This window comes from Micromonospora luteifusca (assembly GCF_016907275.1).
GTDB lineage: Bacteria > Actinomycetota > Actinomycetes > Mycobacteriales > Micromonosporaceae > Micromonospora > Micromonospora luteifusca.
The window spans coordinates 5,793,387-5,809,864 of sequence record NZ_JAFBBP010000001.1 but is presented as its reverse complement, the minus strand read 5'-3'; the positions used below and the strand labels follow the sequence as shown (position 1 = coordinate 5,809,864).

The following is a 16,478-nucleotide window of genomic DNA, read 5'->3' as shown; positions in this document are numbered from 1 at the left end:
TCGCGCGGTGATCCGTCCGCCTCTCACCGTCGGGACCGCCGCCTCGCCGACCTGCAGGTGTGAGGTCGTGTCAGGCGGCGTGAGGTTCTGTTAGTCAACGAGCCACTCCCCCGGCGGGTCGCCGGTCGTAGCGTCGCGGCACCGGGTGATGCCACCCCGCCGCCACCAGTTTCGGTTGGCGACCAGACGATGAACGGAGGGCAGGTGACAGCGACACGCACCCGCACCCTCGCGATTGCCACAAGCGTGCTAGCCACCGCCGCAGCGCCGCCCGTTCTCGCCGCGACGGACACCTGGCAACCGTCGCTACCAACGTCGGACGACATCCGGAAAATGATCGCCTCTCCCATGAGCGCTCAACTCGTCACCGCCCTCATCGGCGCTGCGGCAGTGGCGCTGTGGCTGTTGCTGATCACGACCCTGCTCACCCACGCTTACACCACGCTGGCGCGCCGGGCACGCTGGAGGGTCGCGATCCGCCTCCCGCTCTAGCTCAGCGCCTTGCACGTCTCGCGCGGCCAGCACCTCGTCGAGACTGGGGGCCGCCGCTCGGTCCAGGTCCTGCTCCTCCTGGTCAGGTACGAACTCGGACGCCAGCCCGATCGCGGTGAACGGCTCGGTCGATCCCAGACAGCAGCGGCGGAACCACGAGTCGTGCCCGATCACCAGATGGCGCTGGGTCTCTACCGCCGACCATTCGCCACCGACGCGCTGCTGCTTCGAACCCCTGGGCATCGCTCGCAGTCGCTCGATCGTCTCCGCCCAGCCGGCCCGCAGTTGCCGGACAGCCTGCAGCAGGTCCGCCGGATCGGCTTAGCGGATTGTCAGCCTTAGACTGACGTTCGCCACCTTCCAGCTCGCCGCGCAGGCCAACCTCGTCGAGGCCGAGCAGCAGACCACTCCGAGCCCGGAGCACCGAACGCGCCGACCGTCACCACTCCGGCTGCCATCCCGTCAGCGGCACGAGCAGCGATTCGGCGCACCCGCACGGCATCCGCAGGCACGTCTGCGGTTCGTAGCCGGGGGAATATGCCGGCACCGGGTTCCACGTCCGGCCCCAGCAGATCGAACACAGCGGCTGACCGGCCGGCTCGACGCGGTCGGCGATCTCCGCCACCAGCTCGGACGGGTCGCACCCTCGGCCCTCCGGGTCATCATGCTCGCTGGGCCGGCATCCGGTGTGATTCTCGAGTCCGCACCCACCGCACTCGACGCACAGCATCTCGCAAAGGATCTCGATGCCGGTGTCGGTGCGCACCGGGTACAGGGCGCCGAACTCGACGCCGCTGCCGCGGCAGAGACCGCACCGTTGCCCCCGGAAGGTGGCCGGCGGCCGGGGGAGGTAGAGCTGTGGTGCCGGGGCGAACTGCGCCGCCGACTTGGTGTACTTGCCGGTCAGTGCGGTGTGGTCACGCACGTTCTGCTTCCGGCGACGATCTTTGACCATGACGACTCCGAACACGGGAGACCCACGCCCGCCCGGTTAGCCGTTGACAGGTCGTTGCGCACGCGATTCCGGGAACCTTGCCCTCGGGCGCCAGCGGACAGCGTGGGTGTCTGGATCGGCTCGGGGACGGTCGTCACGCAAGGCAAGAGCGACCTGGTCGGTGGTGTCGCCAAGCGGCTGGTCGGCCCGGACGCTGCGAAGGGTGAACTCGTTGGCGAAGCTCAGCCGGCGGCTGGTGGCCCGTGGCACCGCGTGTGCCTGTCGGTTTGTCCGCCCGACCGACACCCGGCCCATAGCCTGGCTTCATGACCGAATCGGACGGGCAGTCGCAGAGCGTCCGCACGGTGATCGTGGCTGGTTTCGTCAACGTCGCTGTCGCTGCGGCCAAGGTGGTTGCGGGTCTGCTCTCGGGTTCGGCGGCCGTCCTGGCGGAAGCCGCGCATTCGTTCGCCGACACCACGACCGAGGTACTGCTGTTCGTGGCGCTGCGTCGGGGCGGCCGCCGCGCCGACCCCGGACGCCCTTTCGGCTACGGTCGGGAGAGCTACATCTGGGCCCTCCTCGCCGCGGTCTTCACCTTCGTCAGCGGCGCCGGCTTCTCCATCACCCACGGCGTGCACGTCATCGCATCGGCCAAAGAGACTGGAAATTACTTCGTCTCGTACGCGGTGCTGGTCGTCTCATTCGCCCTCGAGTCGGTATCCCTGCTGCGGACGGTGCGGCAGGTACGGCACCGGGCCAAGCGCTGGGGCATCAGTCCAGCCAGGGTCCTGCGGCGCACGCCCAACACCGCCATCAAGGCGGTGTTCCTGGAGGACAGCGCCGCCCTGATCGGCCTGGGGATGGCCGGTGCAGGCCTGGGGCTCGCCCAGCTGACCGGTGACCCGGTTTGGGATGGCATCGCATCGGTCGCCATCGGTGTACTGCTCCTCGTGGTGGCCACCATTCTGGCCCGCAACAACCTCGCTCTGCTCGTCGGCCGGTCAGCAAGGGAGCCAGTTCAGGACGAGATTCGCCGGGAATTGTCCGCCCTGCCATACGTGCGAGGCATCGTGGAGCTACTGACCCTGCAGCTCGGTCCCGACGACATTCTCGTTGTCGCGAAGATCGACTTTGCCGACCACGTCAGGGCCGCTGACATTGAGGACGTGGCCGACGAAGCCAGACGACGGCTCACCGCGCGCAACCCGGCGATCCGATTCGTCTTCCTCAACCCGACCGGCGCCGGCTCCTAGAAGTGCCTGGTCAGGGCGTTGCCTGTGGGATAGGCGACCCAGATAACGGCACGCCCCCAGGGAGGTCACTCGGAACCGCCTGTGGTGGAGTGCCGTGTCAGTGGTCATGACAGGGCCGTGTCAGGGGGGTGACAGGCCCGATCCCGATCGTTGTCCGCATGACAACTTCAGCGATTGCGGTCTCCGGGCTGCGAAAGGCCTACAAGGACAAGGTCGTGCTCGACGGCATCAACCTCGATGTCCGGGCGGGCACGGTGTTCTCCCTGCTCGGTCCGAACGGGGCGGGTAAGACGACGACGGTGAACGTGCTGACCACGTTGGTGGAAGCTGACGGCGGGACCGTACGCGTCGCTGGGCACGATGTCGCGACCCAGGCCAAGGCGGTACGCGCGGCGATCGGGGTCACCGGTCAGTTCGCGGCGGTGGACGATCTGCTGACCGGCCGGGAGAACCTGCAACTGATGGTCGATCTGAGCCGGGTGTCGGTCAAGGACGGCAGGCGGGTCGTCACGGAGCTGCTGGAGCGGTTCGACCTGGTGGAGTCGGCGCAGAAGCCGGCGTCGACGTATTCCGGGGGCATGCGCCGGAAGCTGGACCTGGCGATGACGCTCGTCGGCAACCCGCGGATCATCTTCCTCGACGAGCCGACGACGGGACTGGACCCGCGCAGCCGTCGCACGATGTGGTCGATCATCCGTGATCTGGTGGCCGACGGTGTGACCATCTTCCTCACTACCCAGTACCTCGAGGAAGCCGATCAGCTCGCCGACCGGATTGCGGTACTGGACCAGGGCCGACTGGTCGCTCAGGGCACTCCCGAGGAGCTCAAGCGTCAGATGCCCGGGACTCACGTCCGGCTCCGGTTCACCACCGTCGCCGAACTCGACGCGGCCGCGCGGGTCCTCATCGACGGCACCCGGGACGACGAGGCCCTGGCCCTGCGGGTGCCCAGCGACGGCGGAACGACCTCGCTGCGGGCTCTGCTGGACAGGCTCGATGAGTACGCGATCAGTGCCGAAGGGTTCTCCGTGCAGACACCGGACCTCGATGACGTTTTCCTCGCCCTGACGGGCCACACCAAGGAGATGGCCGCGAAATGAGCACCAAATCCCACCCGATCGTCATGTTGCGTCGCAACTTCAAGCACATCGCCCGGAACCCGACCTCGGTGTTCAACGCGATCCTGATGCCGATCGTGATCATGCTGATGTTCGTGTACATGTTCGGAGACGCCTTCAACGTCGGTGTCGACTACATCGACTACGCGACGCCGGGGCTGATGCTGTTGGCCGTCTGTTACGGGCTGGGGGCCACCGCGACGGCGGTCAACGCGGACATGACGAAGGGCATCATCAACCGGTTCAAGGTCATGCACGTATCACGTGGTGCGGTGTTGACAGGCCACGTCATCGCCAGTGTGCTGACCAACCTGGTCGCCATCGCGGCGCTCATCGGGGTGGCCTTCCTGCTGGGCTTCAACCCGTCGGCGAGTCTCCTCGACTGGCTCGGCGCGATTGGCGTCATCGTGCTGCTCGGTGTCGCCGCCGCCTGGCTCACCGTCGCCCTGGGACTGTCGGCGAAGTCTCCGGAAACGGCAGGTATGGCCTCCGTACCGCTGGTCATGCTGCCGTTCTTCAGCAGCGCCATCGTGCCGGCGGACAAAATGGGGCCCGGCCTGCGCGAGTTTGCGGAGTACCAGCCCTTCACGCCGATCATCGAGACCCTGCGCGGGTTCCTCAACGGCGCACCGTCCACCGGTGACGTGGTCCCCGCCCTCGCCTGGTGTGTCGGCATCGCTCTCGTCGGGTACCTGTGGGCGCGTTCGACGTTCAAGAAGCGAGCGTGAGCGTGACCAGCTGACTCCAGGTCGTTCGAGTGCCCTCCAGCGCCGCCTCTGCGAAGATCGCTTCGCCGAGGCGGCGCCGCACTGTCTGCTCGATCCGGGCCACATCCGGGTGGGAAAGATCCCGCAGTCCGCGCACCGCGGCGCTCGCCCCGATCAGCCGCGCAGCCTGCTCGTACTGCTCGTGGCGCAGTGCCAGGTCCGCGACCCCGACGAGCACCTGGGCGATCAGGGGTCCGTGCCCCGTCTCGGTTGCCGTACGGAGCGACGCGATGCGGTGTTCGCGAGCCTCGCCGAGATCCTCGGCAAGGTAGCCGAGCAGGTCATGTGCCACGGCACGCACGTACGCGCGCTCGGCGTCATCCCCCAGCATCGCTGTCGCGACGCCGAGCCGCCGATGTGCCTGCTCGGCGTCGCCGCGCCAGCGGGCGAGATCCGCCTCTGCCAGGGCCAACTCCGCCAGCGCGTTCGGCCAGGAGACCCGTTCGGCGTACCGCTGCGCCTTTGCGAGAGCGGCCGCGCTCGACTCCGCATCGCCCGACAGCCAGTACAACTGGGCCTGCCGCGACCGCATCGACACGACATCCTCGTTGGCACCGACCTCGGTCACGACCGCGATCGCCTGTTCGTAGTACTCGCAGGCACCGGCGAACTCGCCGCGCATCGCGATCCGGTTCGCCAGCTCGGTCAGGGCGAACGATGTACCCCACCGGTCGCCGAGGGCGCGGAACTCGGCAAGCGCCGTCTCCAGGTCCACGTCGGCGTCCCGGCCGTCGTGGCCGAGCACGATCCGCAATCTGCCGAGGTGCAGCCGGGCAAGGGCGCGCAGCCAGGGATCCTCGTCGGTGAGCAGCTGCTCGAGCGCGGGCATGGCCGCGTCCGGGGCGTGCAACAGGCGTTCCAGCGCGGCGACGAACCTAAGCGCCCGGTGATGCCTGGGAACGCGCTGGCTAATCTCATACGCCTTGCGGATCCACTCCTTCGCCTGGTGCTGATCACCCGGCCCCCAGGTCGCCAGGTCACGAACGGACCGACCAGCGTGTACACCGGCGTGGACGGCACGCGCGTACACCACGGCCCGGCTCTCGTCGGCCACCTCGCCGGGCAGGGCAGCGGCCGCCATGATCAGCTCGTTGCCCTCGGCCTTGTGCCCGCCGAGCCACCAGTACCACCCGGCGGCAGCAGCCAGCCGCATCGCCTCGTCCGCCTCGCCGGCCGCGATCGCACCACGCATCGCGGCACCAATGTTGCCGTGCTCGGCCTCGAGCGTGGCAAGCCATTGCAGTTGCTCAGCGCGGTAGAGATGCGGCTCCGCGGTTTCGACGAGTTCGGTGAAGTACGCGAGGTGCGCGCGACGGGCCTGATCCGACTCCCCCGCCTCCGCGAGACGCTGCTGGGCGTACTCCTTGATCGTGCCGAGCATGCGGTAGCGCGGCGCCCTCTCCCCCTCGGTGAGCACCAGTGATTTCTCGGTCAGCGCGGTCAGCAGATCGAACACCTGATCGGTCTCGACCCTGTCGCCGACACAGACCCGCTCGGCCGCCTCCAGGCTCGCACCACCGGAGAACACCGAAAGCCTGTGCAGCACCACCCGTTCGGCGTCGGTGAGCAGCTCCCAGCTCCAGTCGATTACGGCACGCAGCGTCCGATGCCGCGGCAGTGCGGTGCGGCTACCGCCGGTCAGCAGGCGGAACCGGTCGTCAAGCCGGTCGGCGAGCTGTTCGAGGGACATGGTGCGCAGCCTGGCCGCGGCGAGTTCGATCGCCAGTGGCATGCCGTCCAGCGCACGGCAGACGCGCGCCATCGTCGCCAAAGTGTGCGCGTCGGCCGCCAGATCCTTGCGCACCGCGCTGGCTCGGTCCCGCAGCAGCCGGACGGCCGGCGCGGACTCGATCTCGCCGGGGTTCGCGTCCTGCGCAGGCAGGACCAGTGGCGCAACCGGCCACAGCGACTCACCGGTGATACCGAGTGGTTCCCTGCTCGTCGCGAGGATCCGCAACCTCCGGCACTCTCCAAGCACCCGATGGGCGAACGTCGCCGCCGACTCGATCACGTGCTCGCAGTTGTCCAGTACCAGCAGCATCGCCCGGTCGCGGACCGCGGCGATGACCCGATCCGTCGGCTCCGCGCCCGGTGTCTCGCCGAGCAGGGCATCCCTGAGGCCGAGTCCGGCGAGCGTGGCCTGCGCCACGTCACCGTCGGCGCCGACGGCCGCGAGCTCCACCAGCCAGACGCCGTCGGACAGGTCGCCGAGCAGCGTACGCGCGGTCTCGGTGGCCAACCTGGTCTTCCCCGAGCCGCCCGGCCCGATCAGGGTGGTGAGCCGATGGTCGGCGATGAGCTCGCAGACTGCGGCAACGTCGGCGTCCCGGCCGACGAAGCTCGTCAGCTCGACACGCAAATTTGTCGTGCGTTTCTCCTCCCGCCGCCCCAGCTCACCCCGGAGCAGTGCGACGTGCAGGTCAGACAGCTCCGGTGCGGGGTCGACACCGAGCGTGTCGGCCAGAGCTTGCCTCGTGCGCTCGTACACGAGCAGCGCCTCGGTGTCGCGACCGGTTGCGGCAAGGGCCCGCATCAGCGCCGCGACAAGCCGTTCCCGCAGCGGGTGAGCGGCCACCAGGTCGGTGAGTTCCGTGACCAACTCCGCGCCATGGCGGAGGCTCGTCTCTGCCTCGTACCGATCCTCCATGGCCGTCAGGCGTAGCCTCTCAAGCCGGGTGGCCGCCGCGTCGAACGCCGCGCTGTTCGGCATATCGACATCCTGCATTGCGGCACCGCTCCACAACGTGAGGGCCTCGCGCAGCAGCCGCAGCCGCTGTGGATCGTCGTCGTTCCGGACCCGGCTAGCGGTGAGAAGGCGTTCGAACCGCACCGCGTCGACGGCGTCCGGCACCACGGCCAAACGGTAGCCGTCCGTCTGTCCCTCGACCGACCCCTCCGGCAGCACCTTGCGCAGCCGGGAAACCAAGCGGTGCAGGGCATTCGTCGCGTCGGCGGGCGGGTGCTCACCCCAGATCCAGTCGACCAGCGTCGCTTTGGCGACCACGCGACCAGGTTCCAGCGCGAGGGCGATCAACAGCCCGCGCAGCCGCGCGCCCGGCACGTCCGCGAGAGCGCCACCGTCCGCGCAAACCTCGAACGGCCCGAGCATCTTGATCTTCACTCGGCAGATCCTGCCACGGGCGGCGGTGCCCTGATACCGACGGGCGTCGTCGCCGCTGCGGTAGTGCCACGTGCTGGTCCCGTACGCCAGAGTCAGCCGCCGACGTGGATGCCGGGCCTACGGGTGGGATCGGGTTCGACCTTGCCGATGATCCGGAATCAGCCGTCGGACTTCAGCCTTCATAAGGGCAGCGCCGTTGGGGCAGCATCAACCCTGGGAGTGTTCAGATGCCCTCCGATAGTCCGCACGCAGCGCGGCCAAGAAGCCCGACGCGTTCTCGCCGGGCTGGGCATCGTCGAGTTCACCGCCGTTGGGCAGGCTCCACTCAATGCCGCCGAAGTCGTCCATCAGCCGAATTGGAATGCTCGCGACAGCCTTGCGGATGTCACCCGCGATCCGCGACAGCGCGCCGCTGACGTTGCTCGCGGTGGTGATCAGGTCCTCGATGCTCCTGCCGATGCCGCTCAGGTGCTCGCTGTAAGCGTCTCCGCGCTGCCTCGTCACCGACGTCATCCGCAAAGCGCTGCTGCGACACGAGATGAAGTTGCATCAACGAACGCCTCTCCCCTCGAGACGGCGAGAGCCTACAGTTGCCGGACCAATCCGAAGCGCAGCAGGAACCGCACAGATAGTCAGCGCATGATCACCGTGACCGACGAACGGTCGGCCTCGGGCGACGAATCCGGCGCCCACTCCGCCAGGTCGCGGACTGTGTAAGGGACCGGCCTGGACTGGGGTGCCGTCGTGCCGGCGGAGGTGGGGTAGCCGCCGTTCTCCTCGCAGGAGGAGCCGAGACAGATCAGTATGACGACCACCACCACGATCCAGCCCCAGGATGGGCGCGGCGCGGGTGGCGCGTACAGCCACGAATTTCCTCTGGCCGCCCGCTCCAACCGTTCCCGCGTTCGGCGTTCCTGTTCCGCGCGCCGCTCACGCTGGACCTCCCGCCACTGTGGCGTGCCGGCGCGCAGTTCGGGTGGAGGTCCCTCGGCTTCGGCCTTGGCGACAGCGGCGCTCTCCAGCAGGAAAGAGTCCAGCACCAGCCGGCGCAGTGGTTTGGCCGAGCGCGGCGCGCTGGCAAGTGACCGCCACCAGGGGCTGTGCCGTTGGTGCGGGAGCGCCCGCAGTGCGTCCTCCCACAAGTCGGCTTTGTCGAGCAGCACGCCGAGAAAAATTCGCGCGCGTAGCCGTATTGCCATCCCCGCCGTGTCGTAGACGATCCGCGCGTCGGGAGTAGCCGTGACCTTCTCAAGTGAGGCGTCGCCTTCGTACCAGTTGACGACGGCGCCCCGCGCGAAGTGGTACGTACTACCGGTGGGCCGGCCGGTGAGCGCGGCGGCGGTCAGGCATTCGCGTAGCAAAGGCGGGCACCGGCCCAGGTCCGTCCCGGCGAAGGAGTACGTCTGGTGGTCCGGCGTGTGCGCCGACGGTTGCCGGGTGAGGAGACGGGCTGCGACCGCGGTGATGGCCCGCGCTGTGGCCGCCGGTAGCTGCGCCAACCGCAGGCAGCCCGTATCGGATGCGCAGGCCGGGTGGTCCGACTGGCAGGCATGCTCACCGAACCAGGTGACGAGACCGCTGGTCAGTTCCCGCAACCGCTCGGCGCTGCCCCGATCACCGTCCAGCGCGCTCCGGCACTGTTTCGCCAAACCTGTCGCGTCCGCGGAATGCCCACGAAACACCGGCCTGACGTCCGCCGCGAAGTGGGCCAGCAGCCGGGCGATCCGCTCGTCGGGGGTGCCAGTCTGCATGAAGTTGGCGGGCAGGTCCAGATCACGCACGTCGTCGCGGAGCCACCGGTCGAATCCGGCGGCGTCTGCGCCCCACACCAGACGCAGCGCCGCGTTCCAGTTGCTCCCCATCGCCTGCACCAGGAGGTGCGGGTCGATGTAGCGGACCTGTTCGAATTCGAACGGCCGCGCCGCGATCTTGCGGCCGGGCCGGCGCGCCCGGGACGGGCTCGACGTGAGCTTGCCGCCGGTGGTGCGTGGCATCGTCACCGGCCCGCCGGTGTAGCCCAGGTTCGGTACGAACGGCAGTTGGCCTATCGCGTTGCGGTCGCGGATCTGGGGCACCACCCGGATGCCGCGCTCGGTCAGCCCTCGACGCACCAGGCCGTAGACCGAATTGAGGTCGAGGACCGGGCGGGGCCCTGGATCGCCGTGGCGCAGCACTCGAATGAACTCGCCGCTGAATGCGGTGAACCGGTCGTCCTCGGGCGCCAGCGCCTGCTGGAACTCGGCGCTGGCGGTAATGACACAGACGCCTCTGATCTCGTCGGCACGGGCACTCTCGGCGAAGACGGCATCGTGATCGCCCATGGTGCCCAGCACGTTGCCGCTGTAGCAGCAGTCCAGCACCACGACTGTACGACGTGCCGCAGCGGCGAGGATCGTCGCGCGAAGGTACCGGTACGCCAGTGCGGTGAACGGCCGCTCCCTCTCGGTGCCGCTCACCGCGAGATGCAGCTCGTGATCGCTGTCGAGCAGCCCGTGCCCGGAAAAGTAGACGAAAAGCATGTCGGAGGCGAGAGCACCGGCCTCGGCGACCGGGTCGATGATCTCGGCTGCGCTCTCCGGGTCGGGAACCACCAGGCATCGACTCGGAGGCAGACCCCAGATGTCCGGGTCGGTCAGCACATCCTTCAGTTCGGTGACCGAGGTCCGCGCGCTGGGCAGGGGAGGCAGATTCGGGTACGAGTTCCCGCCGATGAGCACCGCCGCCGAGCGCTCCGGATCCGGAATCCCGTTGTCAGAATTCCGGGTCACGCAGCGACTCGATCACACGGTCGATCTGTTCGGGCTGGTCGGACGTGATCTCGGCAGAACGGGAATCGATCCTGATGGTGATCGTCGGGGGCGGCTTTCTGGTGCTCCTCCATGCCGCGATGGCGATGACGAGATTGGCGACCTGGAAGGCGCTCTCCACGACCAGTTGGATGGCCTCGAACGCGCCGCCCATCTCCCCGGGGCGTGGCGGTGCCTCCCGTAGACGGAGTTGGGCGCCCCCTCGAACGGTCGGCGCCTGGAGTAGCACCCGGTACAGCGAACCCAACTCCTCGCCGTCAGTCGGCGCGGCGGTCGTCAACAGAATCTGCATCCGGACACCTCCGAGAACTCCGGCGGTCGCCGGGCAATGTCGTCCCTGTCGATCTCAGCTCGCCTGACCATAACAACCGGCGGCAATATCGCCCTGTTCGACCTGGTCGGCAAGCAGATCGCCCCACGTATCCGCAACCTCGGAGGGATCACCTTGTACCGAACCGGGCCGAAAGCCGGCTTCGAGGCCGCTACCCACGTGCCGTTGCGCTGCTCACCCGGCGACAACACTGAACTCATTGTGAGCATGTGGGACGACCTGCTCCTGGTCGCCACGAGCGTGAGGGCGGGAATACCACCGCCGCCCTGGTCGTCGGGAAGCGGTGCTCGTCCAAGCGGCAGTAGAACGCCCACCAGCGCGATCAAGGAGTACGGGGCGCTGCAGTCCACGGTTTAGGAATGGAGTACGGCTCAGCCGGTATGGCGCTCTGACCTGCTGCAATGGGTCACGTATGCCGCCCTGGCCAGATCAGTCCATGACTAGTCCGCGACCTTGGAAGGCCCCGGCGTCCGACGTCACGGCCCTTCGGCAATGGGCGCAGGGCTGTTCAGCCAACTGATAAGCGACAGGTACTGGCGGAGTTCGTCCGGGATCGGCCCGGGCTGGCAGACCCATTCGTCCGCCAGGCTCGCGACCAGCAGCTCGGTCCGATCGAAGCGCAACAGGAGCCCGCCGAGGGCCGGAACCGTGCTGTATCCCTGGATGAGCCCTACGTCGACGAGGCGTTGCCCAACCACCTCACCGAGCAGGTCAGTGGGTTGGGCCGGTCCGACCACAGTCCGCCCGTACTCCTGCATGTCGTACGACGAGTAGAGCTTTTCCTCGGTGAGCTTCAGCAGCTCACCGCAGCCGTGGGCCATGATGGCTGGCGCCCCCTCGAAGTGCAGCCAGAAATGCAGCAGGCCGTCAGTTCCCATCACCGGCTTGTCGTCGAACCAGTACCGCGCCTCGGTCACCGCAAGCAGTCGTCGCCCCAGGAGCGGGCGAAGCAGAGCGGCATCGGTCACGGGATCCGGCACGGCCCCACCATCGCAGCGCCACACCGCCATTTCGGAAGGACGAAGATCACCGCCTGGGCAGGCCTGGAACGCCTACTCGTTGCATCGGAGTGAGTCACAGCTCATGTCCGTTCGTGTCCACTCGGGGCACTGGCTACTGGCACGTGGTTGGCACGCCACCATCCCACATTTCTGTGGGAGCTGGCATATGCGTCCTCTCCGCCTACTCCCGAGGTAGCGAGCCAACGCCTGTGGCGTGGTGGGCATCGACCGTTGTAGGGTGCGCGCCGTGGGATACCTGGTGATGCCTTCAGTCCGTCTGAACCTCCCGGAGTCGGACGACGTCGCTGCGGTCGCCACTGTCCAAGCCGCCATGGCTGGACGAGGTGGTTGGTACAAGCCGGATGCGTTTCCGTCGAATGACACACTGGCCGACATGGCGGAGGCGGCCGGAGCCGCAATCATCCGCGACGGAGACTGGATCGAGTTCGGTTACGACGACGAGGGCGACCCCAAGTGGTCGGACCAGGCGACGGCCTTCTACGTCGCGATTGCGCCGTTCGTTCGCTCGGGAATCGTCCACATCGAGGGCGAGGACGGGGCCCGCTGGTCATACACCTACGCTGACGGGCAGATGACCCAACAGGGTTGGAACGGTTGGGATGGATCCATCGAGCCGTTTGGCGAGCACGTGAACCTCCAGGGCCCCGGCGAAGTCGTCAGGTGATGCCGAGCAGTGCCAGCGGGCGGGTGCTGTCGCGGGCGTGATGTCGGTTGGCGGCGGCGATGTTGGTGACTCCGGTCAGGCGCAGGGCGCCGATCGCGGCGTTGCGTAACGCGGCCATGACCTCGGGTCCGGTGCCGGTGCGGATCTGGCTGCGGTCTTCGTCGTAGGTGACGTCGCGTACCCAGTGGATTTTGTTCTCGATTGACCAATGCCCGCGGATCCAGCTGGCCAGTTGTGCCGGTTTTGCCTGATGGACGCGGAGATCGGTGATGGCGTAGACGGTCTCGGTGGTGAAGCGTTTCGGCTGGTCGAGGCGGCGTCTGCGGCGGCGGATCTGGATGGCTTGGGCGGCGCGCGGGAAGTCGATGCCGGTGGAGATCGTCAGGATTTTCAGGCTGCGGATCTCGCGGCGGCCGTGTCCGCGGTCGGTGTCGCGGGTGGCTTCTGGGACTGCCCGCCAGAGCAGCGTGGTGAGCTGGGCGTGTAGGTGGGGCTGGTTGCCTTTGACGGTCAGGATCCAGTGCGCGCCGCGTTGCGCGAGGTAGGTGACGTGCTCGCGTTGGCAGTGCAGGGCGTCGGCGGTGATCACGGTGTCGCGCAGGTCGCTGATCTGGTCGAGCAGCGGCGCAAATGGGGTAATCTCGTTGGTCTTGCCGTCGACGTCGATGCTGGCCTGGACCACACCGGTGGCCTGGTCGCAGGCGGTCATCGTGTGCCGGGCGGCGGTCTCGGTGTTGCGGGAGCCGCGCAGGGTCTTGCCGTCGATGGCGATCGCCCGGCCGGCCGTCGAGGTGGTGGCGGTGGCCCGACCGGCGAGCCAGACACTGATCGCCGCGGTCAGTAGCTGCGGGTCCATGGCCTGCAACAGCCGACGGATCATCGCCTCCGACGGGCGCCGGTCGGCAGTCATGCCCCGGGGCGAGCGCCGTTGCCGCCGGCACGTCGGCGACCCATTCGGCGATCGCGGCGTACGAGCGGCGGTAGCCGGCGACCACGGCACACACGGCTGCGGTGACACGCACGGCCACCAGACCACAGCCCAGCACAATCAGGCTGTGACAGCGATCCTCACAGTCAGCCCAGGATCGCTCGGATGACCGCGGTGTCCCCGTCCAGTTCCAGCAGGTGTACGACCCACCCTCCCGGTTTGGGCTCGGCTCCGGGTTGGTCGCATCCGACTCGCCCGCCGCCGTCGGCGTGTATTTCCACAGTGCACCCAGGGTCTGCCATGAAGCCGCCACCGCCGCCCCTGCCATTGGCGTCGGTCAGTCGCACCCTGACACCGCCATCCTCCACGGAGGACGACACCGTCCATCTGCCGAGTGGGAATTTGACCGAACCGGAGAAGGACACTTTGCAGTCGCCGTCGGCACACGCCGCGTACTTGGTGCCGCCCCCGCTCGGCGCCTCCGTCCTCTGTGCCGCTTTGGGCTCCTGTGCCGCTTCGGCCTCCCGTGACTCGTCCGCGGTGGGGGAGGAAGATGCGGAAGGTTCGGCGTCACGGGGACTTGCGGGGGAAGCAGCGCGGGAGGCGGTCGCGGTAGCGGCGGTGTCAGGGCTCGACCACGTGGCACCAGAGGACGATTCCGCCTTGGAGTTGCAGCCGGCTACGGCCAAGACCAGCAGTAACGCCCCGATCGCTGTGCGTTTGGCGGAGGAAAGTCGGCAATGCTGCATGCGCGGAGTCTAGTGGCCCGACTTTGCCGGAGCCCTGCGTGAACCTCCCTCCCCTGGACCACCCATAAGTGCGGCTCCCTCACCGGCTGCCAGGGCTTCGGAGAGCGGATCTCCTCGTCGGTCAGTCGTAGACCGTCCAGCCTTCCCCGGACGGGAACAAGGTGGAGCGCCTTACCGGGCGAACGACCTCGGCCCCGTCCCGGGAGGCTGGTAGCCCTTGTGGTGCCCCGGCGAGGTGGTCTGCGGCGGCATCTCTGAGGAGGGCCGGGGTCCGGGGCAGCGCCCCGAGGTCTTCGAGGTCTTGTTGTCCCCAAACGTGGCCGGGCGGAGGTCGCCAGCAGGCCGGGGCCGAGCCGGCGCGGCCCGCTTGCAGGCCGTCTTGATCCGAGAACGAGCAATTCGGCAACTGACCCGGGTAGCCACCTGAACCGATGTGCGTCGCGCAGCCCAGTCCTCGGCGGTTCGTTCGCGACTCGGGGGCATGCGCCCGCCATCCCGCCCGCGGTGGGGGCTACCCGTCCCTCTCGTCCCGCCAGCCGCCGGGTTCGGGATGGTAGCCGTAAGCGGCGGCCCGCACCGTGTCCTCGTTCTCCAGCCCGGAGCCGATCGCGCCGCCGACGGTGGCCAGTGAGCTGGTGATCCAGGCGAGCGTCAGGTAGTCGGTGAAATCCACCGGCCGCTGCAGGGTCTGTTCCAGCACGGATGTGTCGATCAGCAGCGCTGCGGCGAGCACCGTTCCGGCGAACAGCACCAGGTAGGACACCGCCGTGGCCAGGGCGAGGGTGAGAATCGTACCCAGGTTGAACTGCCGGGCCAGCTCAGCCGGTGTCTCCCGGTCTGGTTTCTCCCATAGGTCGTGCGCGACGATCAGCCAGGCCACCAACGCGGTCAGCCCGAGTAGCATGATCACGGCGAGCCGGAGTCCGCCGAGCGCATCGCCCATCTGCCAGATGGTGTCCGTGGTGAGCGCGAACGCGGCCGTGCCGAACGCGCCGACCAGCAGCTTGGACAGGCCCAGCAGGGCGCGTCCCGGGCGGTTGGCCTTGACCATTCCGGTCAACAGCCGCACCCGGCCGGTCAGCCGCGAGTCGACGTAGCGCAGTTCCCCGCCGTCGGCCTCGCCGACCACACGGTGGATGGCGGCGACCCGGCTTGCCGTCTCAGCCGGTGCCCAGCCAGCCGGCGGCACCCGCTGATCGGAAGCATCGGTGAGCAGTCGGTTCACCAGATCCGGAACGACCGCGCGAGCCGCTCGCAGCTGGCTCAGTCCCAGCGCGGGTAGGGACACCACCGCGACTCGACGCCGGGCTGAGGTCTGCGCGACCAGCGGCGCCCGCTCGGTGTGCAGCGGCAGGTCGGTCAGGCAGACCGCGACGTCCCACCGAGCGTCGGTACGCCGTTGGGCAACATCGTCGAGCAGCGCCTCAGCGCCGCCGTCGCGGCGCGGCGCCACCTCACCCCAGCCTTCCCGGACGGTCCACCGGACGCCGGCGTCGACCTGCTCTGAGAGCCGGCCGGCCAGCTCGGCGGTGAGCCCCGCAGCCACCCGGGCCGGGTGGTCCGGCGGGGTCGCCACCAGTCCGACGACGATCTCCGGGCCGTGCTGTTCACTGTGGGTCATCGATGCTCCTCACAGGTAGCCGGGCTCGTCGCCGTCCATCGTCATCAAGGGGTGGTTCAGCCGGTTCACCGGACGTAGAGGTACGACGTGACGTAGGCCAGCTGGACCGGCCAGTCGGGTGAGCAGCGCGTGCCAGCCACCCGGCGGTACCTCCGGGGTGCGCAGGCGAGCACGAGCACCGTGCTGGCGTTGCACTCCAACGGTGTCCACGCCCTTCAGATCGCCGGTCTCGTCAACGACCAGGACGCGTCCGGGTCACCGAGCAAGCTTTACGCTGTGGCGCGCGGTCACGCCGGATCTAAAGTTGTGCCCACAAACCCACGGAGGTTCACGAGTTCTGGTACCCCGCCGGCGCCTCGTCTAGCGCGAGTTCGTGGGACACCAGGAACGACGGCTCGGCCTTGTGTAAATCGATGAGGTGCATCAACTGCCGGTTGAACCTCCTTGACGCTGATCGTCCTCGGTCCGTCGTACACGACAGCCTTCACCTGCGTTGCCCCGTTAAGAATTCGCTCACTGCGTGAGCCCCATACGCCTTTCTGGCGTTCACATCCTCGCAGACCGTTCCGCCCTTAAGACTGCTTTGTGGGGACCTAGGACATGGTCCAACCGCAGTTGGCGTAGGTGGGCGCGCAGGACGCCGATGTTGCCGTAGGCCTCGTCCACGG

General features: G+C 68.2%; 15 protein-coding genes and 1 pseudogene. 6 read left to right on the top strand and 10 right to left on the bottom strand.

The features are described 5' to 3' along the window. The first annotated feature begins 204 nt into the window (after positions 1–204). Positions 205–492: a hypothetical protein gene (locus tag JOD64_RS33230; protein ID WP_239559667.1), complete on the top strand. Its 288-nt coding sequence runs from the start codon at positions 205–207 to the stop codon at positions 490–492. 42 nt (positions 493–534) lie between these two features. Here JOD64_RS33230 and JOD64_RS34000 read toward each other — a convergent pair. Both JOD64_RS34000 and JOD64_RS26460 read right to left on the bottom strand, forming a co-directional pair. Continuing rightward, a pseudogene (locus JOD64_RS34000) lies at positions 535–735 on the bottom strand (DinB family protein); the annotation flags it as partial. Between the two features lie 196 nt (positions 736–931). Continuing rightward, positions 932–1,447 (bottom strand): hypothetical protein, encoded by a 516-nt coding sequence (locus JOD64_RS26460; protein ID WP_204944723.1) that lies wholly within the window; start codon positions 1,445–1,447, stop codon positions 932–934. Positions 1,448–1,752: 305 nt separating this feature from the next. On the opposite strand from JOD64_RS26460, the gene JOD64_RS26455 reads away from it, so the two are divergent. The 3 genes from JOD64_RS26455 to JOD64_RS26445 all read left to right on the top strand — a co-directional run bounded on the left by JOD64_RS26455 (position 1,753) and on the right by JOD64_RS26445 (position 4,528). Then, positions 1,753–2,682, top strand: a complete 930-nt coding sequence (locus JOD64_RS26455; RefSeq protein ID WP_204944722.1) for a cation diffusion facilitator family transporter — start codon at positions 1,753–1,755, stop codon at positions 2,680–2,682. A 158-nt stretch (positions 2,683–2,840) separates the two neighbouring features. Next, positions 2,841–3,782 carry an ATP-binding cassette domain-containing protein gene (locus tag JOD64_RS26450; RefSeq protein WP_204944721.1) on the top strand — a complete coding sequence of 314 codons (942 nt, stop codon included), beginning with the start codon at positions 2,841–2,843 and terminating at the stop codon, positions 3,780–3,782. Continuing rightward, a complete protein-coding gene (locus tag JOD64_RS26445) occupies positions 3,779–4,528 on the top strand; it encodes an ABC transporter permease (protein ID WP_204944720.1) in 750 nt (249 codons plus the stop codon). The genes JOD64_RS26450 and JOD64_RS26445 overlap by 4 nt, the downstream gene beginning before the upstream one ends. Here JOD64_RS26445 and JOD64_RS26440 read toward each other — a convergent pair. The 4 genes from JOD64_RS26440 to JOD64_RS26425 all read right to left on the bottom strand — a co-directional run bounded on the left by JOD64_RS26440 (position 4,512) and on the right by JOD64_RS26425 (position 10,787). Next, positions 4,512–7,688, bottom strand: a complete 3,177-nt coding sequence (locus JOD64_RS26440) for an AfsR/SARP family transcriptional regulator (protein ID WP_204944719.1) — start codon at positions 7,686–7,688, stop codon at positions 4,512–4,514. The genes JOD64_RS26445 and JOD64_RS26440 overlap by 17 nt on opposite strands. A 207-nt stretch (positions 7,689–7,895) precedes the next feature. Next, a complete protein-coding gene (locus JOD64_RS26435; RefSeq protein ID WP_239559666.1) occupies positions 7,896–8,201 on the bottom strand; it encodes a hypothetical protein in 306 nt (101 codons plus the stop codon). Between the two features lie 119 nt (positions 8,202–8,320). Further along, positions 8,321–10,456, bottom strand: coding sequence for a caspase family protein (locus tag JOD64_RS26430; protein ID WP_204944718.1), 2,136 nt, complete (start codon positions 10,454–10,456; stop codon positions 8,321–8,323). Next, the gene (locus JOD64_RS26425; RefSeq protein ID WP_204944717.1) at positions 10,440–10,787 is read right to left on the bottom strand and encodes an effector-associated constant component EACC1; all 348 of its coding nucleotides are present in this window, start codon (positions 10,785–10,787) and stop codon (positions 10,440–10,442) included. The genes JOD64_RS26430 and JOD64_RS26425 overlap by 17 nt, the downstream gene beginning before the upstream one ends. Positions 10,788–10,823: 36 nt before the next feature. On the opposite strand from JOD64_RS26425, the gene JOD64_RS26420 reads away from it, so the two are divergent. Then, positions 10,824–11,183 carry a Tn3 family transposase gene (locus tag JOD64_RS26420; protein ID WP_204944716.1) on the top strand — a complete coding sequence of 120 codons (360 nt, stop codon included), beginning with the start codon at positions 10,824–10,826 and terminating at the stop codon, positions 11,181–11,183. Positions 11,184–11,302: 119 nt separating this feature from the next. Here JOD64_RS26420 and JOD64_RS26415 read toward each other — a convergent pair whose 3' ends face one another. After that, positions 11,303–11,806: a hypothetical protein gene (locus JOD64_RS26415; protein ID WP_307813675.1), complete on the bottom strand. Its 504-nt coding sequence runs from the start codon at positions 11,804–11,806 to the stop codon at positions 11,303–11,305. Between the two features lie 268 nt (positions 11,807–12,074). Here JOD64_RS26415 and JOD64_RS26410 point away from each other — a divergent pair, with 268 nt between their 5' ends. Beyond that, positions 12,075–12,512 (top strand): hypothetical protein, encoded by a 438-nt coding sequence (locus tag JOD64_RS26410; protein WP_204944714.1) that lies wholly within the window; start codon positions 12,075–12,077, stop codon positions 12,510–12,512. Here JOD64_RS26410 and JOD64_RS26405 read toward each other — a convergent pair. From JOD64_RS26405 to JOD64_RS26395, 3 genes are all read right to left on the bottom strand, one after another. After that, positions 12,505–13,422 carry an ISAs1 family transposase gene (locus JOD64_RS26405; RefSeq protein ID WP_239559665.1) on the bottom strand — a complete coding sequence of 306 codons (918 nt, stop codon included), beginning with the start codon at positions 13,420–13,422 and terminating at the stop codon, positions 12,505–12,507. The genes JOD64_RS26410 and JOD64_RS26405 overlap by 8 nt on opposite strands. A 1,278-nt stretch (positions 13,423–14,700) precedes the next feature. After that, positions 14,701–15,810, bottom strand: a complete 1,110-nt coding sequence (locus JOD64_RS26400; RefSeq protein ID WP_204944713.1) for a DUF2267 domain-containing protein — start codon at positions 15,808–15,810, stop codon at positions 14,701–14,703. Positions 15,811–15,819: 9 nt separating this feature from the next. Beyond that, positions 15,820–16,020 (bottom strand): hypothetical protein, encoded by a 201-nt coding sequence (locus JOD64_RS26395; RefSeq protein WP_204944712.1) that lies wholly within the window; start codon positions 16,018–16,020, stop codon positions 15,820–15,822. Between the last annotated feature and the right edge of the window lie 458 nt (positions 16,021–16,478).